Source organism: Zobellia nedashkovskayae, from assembly GCF_015330125.1.
Lineage (GTDB): Bacteria > Bacteroidota > Bacteroidia > Flavobacteriales > Flavobacteriaceae > Zobellia > Zobellia nedashkovskayae.
The window spans coordinates 4589201-4602512 of sequence record NZ_JADDXR010000002.1 but is presented as its reverse complement, the minus strand read 5'-3'; the positions used below and the strand labels follow the sequence as shown (position 1 = coordinate 4602512).

12 protein-coding genes are annotated in these 13312 nt (G+C 36.4%); 10 read left to right on the top strand and 2 right to left on the bottom strand.

What is annotated here, in order from left to right; translation table 11 throughout:
* The first annotated feature begins 70 nt into the window (after positions 1-70).
* Positions 71-1963: a phosphoglycerate dehydrogenase gene (serA, locus tag IWB64_RS18965; protein ID WP_194535502.1), complete on the top strand. Its 1893-nt coding sequence runs from the start codon at positions 71-73 to the stop codon at positions 1961-1963.
* Between the two features lie 70 nt (positions 1964-2033).
* On the opposite strand, the gene rlmH is transcribed toward serA, so the two are convergent.
* Positions 2034-2507: a 23S rRNA (pseudouridine(1915)-N(3))-methyltransferase RlmH gene (gene rlmH / locus IWB64_RS18960; protein ID WP_194535501.1), complete on the bottom strand. Its 474-nt coding sequence runs from the start codon at positions 2505-2507 to the stop codon at positions 2034-2036.
* A gap of 130 nt (positions 2508-2637) precedes the next feature.
* On the opposite strand from rlmH, the gene nadC reads away from it, so the two are divergent.
* The 4 genes from nadC to priA are packed head-to-tail and all read left to right on the top strand — an operon-like array spanning position 2638 to position 7373.
* Positions 2638-3495 (top strand): carboxylating nicotinate-nucleotide diphosphorylase, encoded by an 858-nt coding sequence (nadC, locus tag IWB64_RS18955; RefSeq protein WP_194535500.1) that lies wholly within the window; start codon positions 2638-2640, stop codon positions 3493-3495.
* Entirely contained in the window at positions 3496-4464 is a 969-nt protein-coding gene (locus IWB64_RS18950; protein ID WP_194535499.1) for a YihY/virulence factor BrkB family protein, read from the top strand.
* Positions 4461-4901 carry a DUF2147 domain-containing protein gene (locus IWB64_RS18945; protein ID WP_194535498.1) on the top strand — a complete coding sequence of 147 codons (441 nt, stop codon included), beginning with the start codon at positions 4461-4463 and terminating at the stop codon, positions 4899-4901. The genes IWB64_RS18950 and IWB64_RS18945 overlap by 4 nt, the downstream gene beginning before the upstream one ends.
* Positions 4902-4916: 15 nt before the next feature.
* Positions 4917-7373, top strand: coding sequence for a replication restart helicase PriA (priA, locus tag IWB64_RS18940; protein ID WP_194535497.1), 2457 nt, complete (start codon positions 4917-4919; stop codon positions 7371-7373).
* Between the two features lie 64 nt (positions 7374-7437).
* Here priA and IWB64_RS18935 read toward each other — a convergent pair whose 3' ends face one another.
* Positions 7438-8130, bottom strand: a complete 693-nt coding sequence (locus IWB64_RS18935; RefSeq protein ID WP_038232372.1) for a LytR/AlgR family response regulator transcription factor — start codon at positions 8128-8130, stop codon at positions 7438-7440.
* Positions 8131-8359: 229 nt separating this feature from the next.
* Here IWB64_RS18935 and rpsF point away from each other — a divergent pair, with 229 nt between their 5' ends.
* From rpsF to IWB64_RS18910, 5 genes are all read left to right on the top strand, one after another.
* Entirely contained in the window at positions 8360-8698 is a 339-nt protein-coding gene (gene rpsF / locus IWB64_RS18930; protein WP_155595851.1) for a 30S ribosomal protein S6, read from the top strand.
* 6 nt (positions 8699-8704) lie between these two features.
* Positions 8705-9001 carry a 30S ribosomal protein S18 gene (gene rpsR, locus IWB64_RS18925; RefSeq protein ID WP_155595852.1) on the top strand — a complete coding sequence of 99 codons (297 nt, stop codon included), beginning with the start codon at positions 8705-8707 and terminating at the stop codon, positions 8999-9001.
* A 13-nt stretch (positions 9002-9014) separates the two neighbouring features.
* Positions 9015-9467 carry a 50S ribosomal protein L9 gene (rplI, locus tag IWB64_RS18920; RefSeq protein WP_194535496.1) on the top strand — a complete coding sequence of 151 codons (453 nt, stop codon included), beginning with the start codon at positions 9015-9017 and terminating at the stop codon, positions 9465-9467.
* Positions 9468-9558: 91 nt separating this feature from the next.
* The gene (locus IWB64_RS18915; protein WP_194535495.1) at positions 9559-12738 is read left to right on the top strand and encodes a TonB-dependent receptor; all 3180 of its coding nucleotides are present in this window, start codon (positions 9559-9561) and stop codon (positions 12736-12738) included.
* A 62-nt stretch (positions 12739-12800) separates the two neighbouring features.
* The gene (locus tag IWB64_RS18910; protein ID WP_194535494.1) at positions 12801-13274 is read left to right on the top strand and encodes a DUF6495 family protein; all 474 of its coding nucleotides are present in this window, start codon (positions 12801-12803) and stop codon (positions 13272-13274) included.
* Positions 13275-13312: the final 38 nt, after the last annotated feature.

The following is a 13312-nucleotide window of genomic DNA, read 5'->3' as shown; positions in this document are numbered from 1 at the left end:
TTTTAGCAACATTAGTCTAATTTGGACAGAAATAATCTTTATTTTTGTCCCTTAATTTTTTAGCAAAGACATGGTAGAAGCAGGTAGGAAATATGTATTCGATTTTGATAGTACTTTAACAAGAGTTGAAGCCTTGGATGTACTAGCCGAAAGGACCCTGGAAGGCAATTCTAACAAAGACGAAATCATTAAGAAAATTCAGGAAATTACTAATTTGGGTATTGATGGTGATATATCCTTTACTGAATCTCTTGAAAGACGTATAAAATTATTGCACGCCCATAAAGATGATTTAGGGCCGTTGGTAGAAGAGCTGCGTCTTAAAATCTCCAAGTCTATTGCTGCCAATAAAGAATTTTTTGAAAAATTCTCAGATGATATCTACGTAATCTCTTGTGGGTTTAAAGAATTTATAGATCCTATCGTAAAGGAGTATAACATTCCATCAGACAGGGTATTTGCTAATACTTTTGAATTTGATAAAGAAGGTAATATTGTAGGTTTTGATTCTGAAAATGTACTTTCTCAACACAATGGTAAAATACAATGTCTTAAAGACATGAACCTTGAAGGCGAAGTTCAGGTTATTGGTGATGGGTATAGCGATTATGTTATGCGCGAAGCTGGTATTGCAGATAAGTTCTTTGCTTATACTGAAAATGTACACCGTGAGAAAGCGGCCAAAAATGCAGATTATATAACTCCAAATATGGATGAATTTCTTTTCGTAAACGATTTACCTCGTAATATTTCGTATCCAAAGAATAGAATTAAAATATTACTTCTAGAAAATGTTCATCCGGATGCTTTCAAGAATTTATCAGATGATGGTTTTTCAGTTGAGTTGGTAAAGCATAGTATTGATGAAGACGAATTAATTGAAAAAATAAAAGGGGTTCATGTATTGGGTATCCGTTCAAAAACCCAAGTAACTCAAAAAGTACTGGATGCTGCTGATAAACTTTTGGTAGTTGGTGCTTTCTGTATTGGTACTACACAAATAGATTTACTTCATGCAAAGAGAAATGGAGTTGTAGTTTTTAACGCACCTTACAGTAATACACGTTCAGTAGTTGAATTGGCCATTGGGCAGATTATTATGTTAATGAGAAGTGTATTCTCTAGAAGTAGTGAAATACACAGCGGACAATGGCAAAAGACTGCTGAAGGTTCAAGAGAGGTCCGTGGCAAGAATCTTGGTATTGTTGGTTACGGGAATATCGGTAAACAACTTTCTATCTTGGCAGAAGCCTTAGGTATGCGTGTTTATTATTATGACGTAGACGATAAACTGTCACTAGGTAATGCTATAAAATGTAATACGCTAGAAGATTTATTAAATGTTTCAGATGTAGTTACGCTACATATAGATGACAATAAGGCGAATAAGGATTTCATAGGTGAGCGAGAAATTAGCCAAATGAGAAATGGAGCCATGCTTATTAACTTATCAAGAGGTTTTGTAGTTGATATTGAAGCATTAGCAAAAGGTTTGAAATCCGGTAAAATTGGTGGTGCAGCTATTGATGTGTATCCAGAAGAACCACGGAGCAACGGTGAATTCTACACACCACTACAAGGTTTGAACAATGTTATTCTTACGCCGCATGTTGGTGGTAGTACAGAAGAAGCACAACGCGATATAGCGGATTTTGTTCCGAACAAAATTATGGATTACATAAACTCTGGTAATACTGTAGATGCTGTAAATTTCCCGAATATTCGTTTGCCAAAGCAACAGAATGCACACCGCTTCTTGCATATTCATAAAAATGTGCCCGGAATTATGGCTAAGATTAACGAGGTATGCGCTAAATATGGCTTAAATATCTCTGGACAATTCTTATCTACTGACAGCGAGGTAGGGTATGTAATTACAGATTTGGATAAAGAATATAATAAAGACGTTATAAAAGCTCTTAGGAAGGTAGAGAACACTATTAAATTTAGAGTGTTGTACTAGGCTTAAAATAATCTTTCAAACATAAAAAATGGCTTTCTTTTTAAAGAAGGCCATTTTTTTTGCTCAATTTTTATTGATGGTGATAAGGTTCGTTACGTAGAATGGTGAAAGCTCTGTAGACTTGCTCAACAACAAAAAGGCGAACCATTTGGTGGGAAAAGGTCATTTTTGATAAACTGATTTTACCTTGTGCTTTATTGTAAACATCCGTACTGAAACCGTATGGGCCACCAATTACAAAAACGAGCTGCTTAAGGCCTGCATTCATCTTTTTCTGTAAATAACCAGAGAAATCTACTGAGGAAAATTGTTTTCCGTTTTCGTCTAAGAGTACTAGAACATCAGTGTTGGTCAGGTTTTTCAAAATTAGTACACCTTCCTTTTCTTTTTGTTGCGTTTCGGAGAGATTTTTAGTGTTTTTAATGTCAGGTATGATTTCCAATTCAAACTTAACATAGTGTTTCAATCGGTTCTCATATTCAGAAATAAGCTGCAATAAAGCTTTGCTATCTGTTTTTCCTATTGCGATGAGTTTTATGGTCATACGGCAAATATAATTTGAAATAATAAGTTTTAAGTATTCAGATATATACCTATTCTAATAAATAACCCTTTAAGTAAGGTCTATAAACCCCCAACTATTTACTAATTTAGCTATAAGTAAAATCCCGTACATGATTTCCAAAGAACAATTCCAAGAAGAAATAGATTATATCATAAAAAATGCCATTCGTGAAGATGTTGGTGATGGAGACCATAGTTCGTTGGCCTGTATACCTGATACTGCGCAGGGAAAAGCAAAACTGTTGGTGAAAGATGAGGGCATTATTGCGGGGGTTGAGTTCGCTAAAGAGGTCTTTAAGTATGTGGACCCCAATATGGAGATAGAAACTCTTATTACTGATGGTTCTCCTGTAAAGCATGGTGATATCGCTTTTTATGTTTCAGGAAGTTCACAAAGTATTTTAAAAGCAGAACGTTTGGTTTTGAATGCTATGCAACGTATGAGTGCTATTGCTACAAAAACAAATTCATTCGTAAAGTTATTGGAGGGTACGGGAACTAAAATTCTTGATACGCGAAAAACGACTCCTGGTATTCGTGCTTTGGAAAAGTGGGCTGTTAAGATAGGTGGAGGTGAAAATCATAGATTCGCTTTATACGATATGATTATGCTCAAAGATAATCACATAGATTTTGCGGGAGGGATTGATAAAGCCATTCAGAAAACCAAAGATTATTTAAAGGAAACTAATCGAGATCTTAAAATCATTGTGGAAGCAAGAGATTTAGATGAGATAAAACAAATTCTTAAGGCGGGTGGTGTATACCGTATTCTTATAGATAACTTCAATTATGAAGATACCCGTAAAGCGGTCAAGCTAATTGGCGATACCTGTTTAACGGAATCTTCGGGCGGAATCAACGAAGATACTTTGCGCAAGTACGCGGAGTGCGGTGTGGATTATATTTCTTCTGGTGCGCTTACCCACTCGGTGTATAATATGGATTTAAGCTTAAAAGCGGTATAAATGTCGCAAGAGATAGAGAGTAGAATTGAAAAAATTCCTATTGTCAACTGGGTCGCTCGTTTGCTAAAACAAGTAAAACTACCGGCTTTTGAAGGGCTATCTCTCTATGACTTAATTGAAATGTACATTCTTGGTGTTTTCCGAGGAGCCATTTCTACGCGTGCCAGTGCCATTGCTTTTAGCTTGTTTTTGGCATTATTTCCATTACTTATATTCTTAATTACATTAATTCCTTTTATACTGCCGTATGTAAGTGTAGGTAATGATAATTTTGATTCTCAATTTCTTGTGTTTTTAGAGTCCTTTTTACCTTCGGCAACTAGTGATTATTTTGGTGAGATTTACCAACAGATAAAAGATCAGAAGCAAGGAGGGTTATTGTCTTCTGCTTTTTTGTTCTCTATTTTTCTAATGGCAAATGGGGTTAATGCTATTTTTGGGGGATTTGAAAATTCGTATCATGTAGAGTTGACTCGGCATTTTTTCCGTCAGTATTTATATGCCCTTATGGTGGGTTTAATTCTATCAATTTTGTTAATTGTAGGCGCTGTGGCTTATGGTTATTTTGAGTTGTATATAATAGACTACCTAAGTGTTTGGGCCGCTAAGACAAGGGGGTATGACCTTACTGAGAATGATATTGTGGGTGCTAAGATAGGTAAGGTGTTGTTTTTTATTATTTTATCTTATTTCACTACCGCTATATTGTATTATTTTGGAACTACAGAAGGTAAACATGCTCGGTTTTTTTCAGCAGGAGCATTTATGACTACTCTTCTGTTCATGTTAACCTCATACCTCTTTGGTGTTTATGTAGAAAAGTTTGCTAGATACAATGAATTATATGGTGCTTTAGGAGGTTTATTGATTCTTATGGTCTATATCTGGTTAAATTCTAATATATTGTTGCTCGGGTTCGAGCTTAATGCATCGTTGAACTCTTTAAGAAAAACATATACTAAGAAATGAATACAAGCGCAATTTTAAGTTTTTTTGTTTTTATCGTCATGTTATCTCCAGTAAGTCACTCCCAAGGAGTTTTCGGAAAATGGAAAACTATAGACGACCGTACAGGTAAACCAAAAGCTATTATAGAGATATATGAAGAGGATGGGATGATGCATGGTAAAATTATTGAAATAGTAGAGGAGGGGAAGGAGAATTTTATTTGCGGTAAGTGCGAAGGAGATAGGAAAGATAAGCCTGTCTTGGGCATGACTATAATTGAAGATGCAGAACATCACGGAAATGGGGTTTATAAAGGCGATACTCTTTTTGACCCTCAACAGGCAATGACTTTTAGATGTAAAATTTGGCTTAATCCGGAAAACCCTAATGAACTTAAGGTAAGGGGGTATTTAGCTTTTATTTATCGTACCCAGACTTGGGTGCGTGTAGAAGGATAGAATTCGAACGGAAGTATGCAGTATTTTATCGATGTAATTTTACCGATTCCTTTAGAGAAACTTTTTACTTATACTGTTTCCGAGACTGAAGCTGAGTTTTTGCGTCCGGGCATGCGCGTGGGTGTTCCTTTTGGTAAATCTAAAATTTATACGGGCTTGGTGCATAATGTGCATACCAATAAGCCTGAAATTTATGAAGCCAAGGAAATAGACCGCATACTTGACGAGCATCCTATTATAAATGCTATTCAGTTAAAGCATTGGCAGTGGATTGCAGATTACTACATGTGTACTATAGGTGAGGTTTTTAGAAGTGCAGTTCCTGGAGCATTCTTGTTGGAAAGCGAAACTCTTATTCTAAGAAACGATGAAGGAGATGTTGATGAGTCTAAATTAGAGGATGACGAGTTTTTGGTGTATGAGGCACTGCAGCATCAAGCATTGTTAAAGGTGCAAGAGGTGAGTGCTATTATAGACCGAAAGAATATTCTTCCCGTTTTAAATCGACTTATAGAAAAGAATGTTATTCTTCTTAAGGAAGAAATGTACGAACAGTACAAACCTAAGCTAGTGCGCTATGTGAAATTAGGAAAGGAGTATCTTGAAGAGGATAAACTGGAAGCACTTTTAAAGGATTTATCAAGAGCCCCAAAGCAAAGTCAGGTTGTACTTTCTCTTTTCCAAATACAAGCCACAAACAAAAAACCGATTAAAGTAACGGAACTAGAACAAGCCAGTGGAGGCTCAAAGGCGGTTATAAAATCACTTGTTAAAAAAGAGATTTTAGAGGAGTACTTTGTAAGAACTGACCGGGTGAGCTATGATGGAGAAGAGGATAATTATGCTTTAAAAGCATTGAACGAGTACCAGGAAAAAGCTTTTGAAGATGTATCGAAAAGCTTTGCTGAAAATAAAGTAACCTTGTTGCACGGAGTAACTTCTTCTGGTAAAACTGAAGTTTATGTAAAGTTGATAGAGGAATGCATCCAAAAAGGAAAACAGGCTTTGTATCTGCTTCCTGAAATAGCACTGACCACTCAGCTTATTTCTCGCTTGCAAGAATATTTTGGAGAAAAGGTGTCTGTGTATCATTCAAAATATAGTGTACAGGAAAGGGTAGAGGTGTGGAACAATGTCTTGACTAAAAAAGACAAAGCTCAAATTGTTATAGGAGCTCGTTCTTCTTTGTTTTTGCCGTATTCAGATTTAGGGCTTATTGTGGTTGATGAAGAGCATGAGAGTTCTTTTAAGCAGTTTGACCCGGCACCAAGATACCATGCAAGAGATGCAGCCATTGTATTGGCTAAACTTCACAACAGTAATATTCTATTGGGATCTGCCACTCCAAGTGTAGAGACTTTTAATAATGCCAAAATAGGAAAATATGGGTATGCCACAATAACAAGACGTTTTGGGAATGTACTTATGCCAGATATTGAATTGGTAGATATAAAAGAGCAGAGTAGAAAACGACGGATGAAAGGACATTTTTCCGAACGTTTGTTTTTGGCTATTCAAGAAGCTTTAGAGGCGGGAGAGCAAATAATCTTATTTCAAAACAGAAGGGGTTATGCGCCTATTGTTGAGTGTACCACTTGTGGACATTCACCACAATGTCCCAATTGTGATGTGAGTTTAACGTATCATCAGTATAAAAAACAATTGCGTTGTCATTACTGTGGTTACCATATGGCATTGCAAGAAAGTTGTCAAGCCTGCGGTAGTCATACATTAGACACCAAAGGTTTTGGAACTGAACAGGTAGAGAAGGAACTAGAAACCTTGTTTCCGGACGCTAAGACTTGGCGAATGGATTTGGATACTACGCGAGGCAAGCATGGTTATGAAAAAATAATTACTGCTTTTGAACAACAGGAAATGGATATTCTTGTGGGTACCCAAATGCTTACTAAAGGTCTGGATTTTAGAAACGTGAGTTTGGTGGGTATTATGAATGCGGATTCTCTTTTAAATTTTCCGGATTATCGGGCACATGAACGTTGTTTTCAATTATTGACGCAAGTAGCGGGTCGTGCAGGTCGTACTAAAAAGAGAGGAAAAGTTTTAATACAGAGCTATAATCCATATCATCAGATATTACAACAGGTATCTACACATGATTATGATACCATGTTCAAGGAGCAATTATACGAGCGGGAACAATATAAGTATCCGCCAAATAATAGGATAATTAAAATCACTTTTAAACATAAGGAGTATAATCGTTTGAATGAGGCAACGGAATGGTTCGCGAAAGCGTTAAGGACCACTTTGGGCGGTAATGTGCTTGGCCCTGAGTATCCGCCAGTGGCCAGGGTTCGGAATCTGTTCCTGAAAAATGTTTTAATCAAGATCCCACATTCCCAGTCGGTCATAAAAACGAAAATTGCTATTAAGAAAATTGAAAAGTCGTTTAATTCCATTTCTCAATTTAGGAGTGTACGGGTCATATATAATGTGGACCATATTTAAAATGGAAACAAAAAAAATCCCGAACATTAATTAATGTTCGGGATTTATATTTAAAGTAGAAGTGCTAGACATTGGCTAATGCTTCTGCCAACTCGGTCTTTTTATTCCTACTAAGAGGAATGGACCTGCCACTAACTTCAACATTTTTACTGTTGAATTTTTCTATCTTCTCTAAATTCACAATGTAGGATTTGTGAATTCGTAAGAATTTATCTTCTGGTAATTGCTGCTCAAATGATTTCATGGTAGACAAGATAACAATGTTAGCTTCGTCTGTCACCAATTTAATATAATCACCAAGAGCCTCAATCCATTTAATATCGTTTAAGATTACTTTACGTTTCTTAAGGTTGCTCTTAACGAAGATGTGTTCTTCGTCTTCTTGAACTTTATTTATCTGCTCATACTTAGCTACCGCTCTTTTTACCGAAGCGTCAAATCTGGCTAAGGTAATAGGCTTGTGCAAATAATCGGTTACATCGTAATCAAATGCTTTTAGAGCATAATCTGGCTTACCTGTAATCAAAATTACTTGAGGGCTGTTTTCTAGGGATTCGAGTAGGTCAAATCCACTAATAATAGGCATTTCAACATCAAGAAAAATAAGATCGATCTCGTTGTTCTTGATGCCGTTTTTAGCTTCGATCGCATTGCTGTACTCGGCCACCATAGCAAGGTTGGGATGACTGTTTACAAGCTTCGCGACTGCCATTCGTTGCATGGACGAATCGTCTACGATAATACTTCTTAATTTCATAAATAGGTCGATTTGTGGGGTTAAGTCATCGACAAAATACTAAAAAAACCTGTCTAAATACAATAATATTGTAAACTTGGGCTTCTTTTTGTTGTAATTTGTAATGACATAGGTTAAGATTTGGTTATGTAAGATTTTTGGGATTACCAAAGTATAACGAAGAAAATCCGCTTTTCTTGTAAAGTCTAATAAAAATTGTTACTTTTGCACTCCTAAAAAATATACATTTATGAACCATTACGAAACTGTTTTCATTTTGAATCCCGTGCTTTCTGATGATCAGGTAGCGGAAACAGTTAAGAAATTTGAAGATTTCTTAATTAAAAATGGCGCCAAAATGGTCTCCAAAGAAAATTGGGGGCTTAAGAAATTGGCCTATGCTATCCAGCACAAAAAAAGTGGTTTTTACCACTTGTTCGAATTCACCAGTACAGGTGAAGTTATTACTCCTTATGAGCAAGAGTTCAAAAGGGATGAGCGTATCATGCGTTTCTTGACAGTAAAACTAGACAAGCACGCTATTGAGTGGGCTGAGAAAAGAAGAACAAGGTTAAAAGCTAAAGCATAAGGAATTATGGCAACATTACAACAACAAGCAAAAGGAAAGAAAGACGGTGAAATCCGTTATTTAACTCCATTGAACATTGAAACTAATACTAAGAAGAAGTATTGTCGTTTCAAGAAATCAGGTATTAAATATATCGATTACAAAGACGCGGACTTTTTAATGAAGTTGGTAAACGAACAAGGTAAATTGTTACCTAGAAGACTTACCGGAACTTCTTTAAAATACCAACGCAAAGTGGCTCAAGCGGTCAAAAGAGCACGTCATTTGGCTTTTATGCCATACGTAGGCGATTTATTAAAATAAATTTTAAGGCAAAATGGAACTTATACTAAAACAAGACGTAGAGCATTTAGGCTTTAAAGACGATATCGTAAACGTAAAAAACGGTTACGGTAGAAATTACCTTATTCCAAGAAGCTTGGCTGCAATGGCTACTGTTTCTGCTAAAAAGGTATTAGCTGAGAACTTAAAACAAAGAGCTCACAAAGAGAAAAAAGTTGTTGACGCGGCTAGCAAAACTGCTGAAGCTCTTAAGGCTTTGGAAATGAAAATTTCTGCTAAAACAGGTACAGCTGACAAGTTGTTTGGATCGGTTACTACAATTGATCTTGCTGCAGCTCTTGAAAAAGAAGGTCACAGTATCGATAAGAAGTTTATCAACATTCAAGGTGGTGCCGTTAAACGTACTGGTCCTTATAATGCACAGATAAGATTACACAGGGAAGTTGTAGTAGAATTCCCATTTGAAGTTGTTGCTGCCAAGAAATAATGGTTAATAACAACTTATAACTTAAAAGAGCTGTGCTTGCATAGCTCTTTTTTTTTGTTCTTTTTTGTAAGACTAACTCAAACAAATGATTATGTCTTACAAAGTCCCTTTAAGTGTTGTTCTATTCTTCACTTTTTTTAGTGCAATTGCACAGGTCACCACCTCTAATATGAGCGGATCGGTGGTCGATGATCAAAACTTACCTTTATTAGGTGCCAACGTGGTTGTTGTGCACACGCCAACGGGCACAAAATCAGGTGCCATTACCAATGAAGATGGTCTTTTTAAAATCTTAAACCTTAGGGTTGGTGGACCGTACATTGTAACAATTTCTTATGTAGGTTTCAAGGAACAGACCTTAAACGACATCTACTTGTCTTTAGGAAAGACTTTTACTTTAGATGCTGTTCTAGCAACTGAGAGCCAAGCTTTGGATGAAGTAGTGGTAATCTCAGATCGCGGAGGAACATTTGGAAGTGATCGTACTGGTTCTGAAACCAGTGTTGGAAGAAGAGAACTTACCAAACTGCCAACTATTTCTAGATCTGCGGAAGATTTCACAAGACTAGAGCCTAGTGCTTCTGGAACTCCTGGTACAGGAGGTCTTTCATTTGGTGGTCGTAATGATCAATACAACAACTTTTCTTTAGATGGTTCTTTCTTTGGAAACCCTTTTGGTTTGGATGCACCTAGTCCTGGTGGTCAAACTGGATCACAGCCAATATCTTTAGATGCTATAGATCAGATTCAGGTGTCTTTGGCTCCCTATGATGTTACACAATCGGGTTTTACTGGAGCTACAGTTAATGCTGTAACCAAGAGCGGTACAAATGAGTTTCATGGTAGTGTTTACGGTTTCTTTAGAAATGAAAGCCTTACCGGTGGTAAAATTAAAGGAGAAGATGTAGTAAAGCCAGACTTGAACCAAAATCAATATGGTGTTAGCATTGGTGGACCAATAGTAAAAAACAAACTCTTTTTCTTTGCCAATTTTGAACGTGATCAACGAGATGATTTAGGTACTAGTGGTTGGGTGCCCAATACAGGTTCTGGAGCTATTAATGAATCTAGGGTTTTAGAAAGTGATTTAATGTCTGTCCAGTCTGCACTTGCTGGTTTGGGTTATGATACGGGAAGATATGATGGTTTCACTTATGGAGCTGAATCTACCAAAGGGATTTTTAAGTTGGATTGGAATGTTAATGATGATCATCGTTTAGCTGTAATTTATAATTTCTTAAAATCATCAAGAGAACAACCAGCTCACCCTACTGCATTAGGCGTAAGAGGACCTAGCTTTCAGGTTTTACAGTTTGAGAATTCCGGATACGAAATCAATAACAATATTCAATCATTTCAGGTGGAGCTTAACTCTACTTTTGGGGACAATGCAACAAATAAATTACAAGTAGGCTATTCTCATTTTGATGATTTCAGAAATGCGCTTTCTGCACCTATGCCTGCTATTACCATACAAGATGGAGCAAATAGTAATTATATCATAGCGGGGCATGAGCCTTTTTCTATTAATAATACACTTGATCAGAAAGTATTTCAGATTACGAATAACTTCAACTATTTTATGGGTAACCATACCCTTACAGTTGGTGCTTCATTTGAAAAGTTTTCGTTTGACAACTCCTTTAACTTAGGAGCTTATGGTTACGATGAAGATGGAGATTTCAATCAAGAGGTGGGTGCTTTCGCATCGTATCCTGATTTAGCAGCTTTTCAAACAGATGTTGCCGATGGTACTTTAGCGGCTGCGTTGGCCAATGCTCAAAATATTTTTACGAATAGCAATGCGGCTGGTGTTGGCAATGACGGAGGTTGGGCATTAGCGGAAACCAATGTAGGACAATTTTCTTTTTATGTGCAAGATGACTGGGCCGTAACTCCAGATTTTAAACTGACCTATGGTGTTCGTTTTGATAAGCCTTTATATTTTGATACGGATGAAAAAATTCAGGAAAACATTGATAGAAAGCCCTTTACTTTCGACCCAACAATTCCTTATTTTAATCCACAGACCAATCAAGAAACTACATTAGATTCAAAAACGTTACCTAGTAATAAATTCCTTATTTCTCCAAGGGTAGGATTCAATTGGGATGTTAAAGGAAATCAGACTACCCAGATACGTGGTGGTAGTGGTGTTTTTACCGGTCGTTTTCCTTTTGTGTGGTTAGGAAACCAAGTACAAGGTCTGGATTTTTTCTTTTATCAAATTGTTGATCCAGATTTCAAATGGCCACAAGTATGGCGTACCAACATTGGTGCAGATCATAGATTTGATAGCGGTGTTATTTTAACTGCTGATATTTCGTATACCAAAGACCTTAATGGAGCACATGTTCAAAACTGGGGATTGAGAAATCCTTCAGGGACTTTAAATGCTCCTGGAGATAATAGACCTGTTTATACTGATGCAGATAAAGGAAATAATGGATATGTATTTACAAACTCTGATAAAGGAAGAATATTTAATGCATCTTTAAAAGCTCAGAAAAGTTGGGATAATGGTCTTTTTGCAAGTGTTGCTTATAACTATTTGAATGCTAAAGATGTCAATTCTATTGAGGCAGAAATTACAGGGGATGCTTTTGATTTTAATCCAAACTTAGGAGATGCCAACCAAGATGTACTTTCGTTTTCAAAGTATGGAGATACGCACAGATTTATTGGAGCTGGAGCAAAACAGTTCAACTATGGTGCTAACAAGAAATGGTCAACTACTATTTCTACCTTCTTTGAATATGCTAAAGGCGGAAGGTTTAATTATACCTATGCTGGTAACATTAATAATGACAGCTCATTTCAGAATAATGATTTGCTTTATATTCCAACAGCGGCTCAAGTTCAACAAATGCAATTTTCGGGTGCTGGTCAAGCAGATGCTTTTGAGCGTTTCATTCAGCAAGATGAGTACATGAGTGATAATAGAGGGCAGTATTTTGATCGCTATGGAGCTCTTGCACCATGGAGAGGAAAGTGGGATGTGAAGTTCTTACAAGACTACCGCTTTAATGTATCAGAAAACAAACAACACACTATTCAGTTTAGTATTGATATTTTGAATTTTGGTAATTTATTGAATAGCGATTGGGGTGTAATCCAACAGCCAAACAGCTTAAATCCATTATCTGTATCTGTTGATGCAAACAATGTACCTACCTATACATTCAATGAACAGATTACTGAGACTTTTGGTTATGACTCAAGTTTGTTCTCTAGATGGCAAATGCAATTTGGTTTACGTTATATTTTCTAAATTAACTTAAGATTTATTAGAATTAGGCCGTACGTTTCGTACGGCCTTTTTATTTTTGCAGAATGAAATACACGAGGCTTACAAAGCAGCAATTAGAAGAGCTGCAACAAGAGTTTATCAATTTTTTGGCTACACAATCTATTACCGGAGATGAATGGCAGGAAATTAAAACAAACCAACCGCAAGTTGCCGAAGAAGAAATTGATATTTTTAGTGATTTGGTATGGGAGGGTGTGCTTTCAAAAGTTCAGTATTTAGAGAATATTTCTGAAAAACAGATGCATTTGTTTTATTTGGCAGAAAAGGAAATGAAGCTGATATCTGTAAAGGTCATGAATCCAGAAATAGATTTAAACACTACAATTGGTTTTTCTTGGTTCAAAAAGAACTGGCAATCAGACTTTGTTGAATATCTAACGGCTTCTAAAGCATATACCGAGGATAAGAATCTGGATAAATTTCAATTAATCGAGCAAGGGGCCGCTATAACCAAAGGCGACCTTTACCAATGGTTTGAAAAAGTTATTGACGCTTAAGTAGATCAACTCTTTATTTTTTTAAGAAAATTCCATTT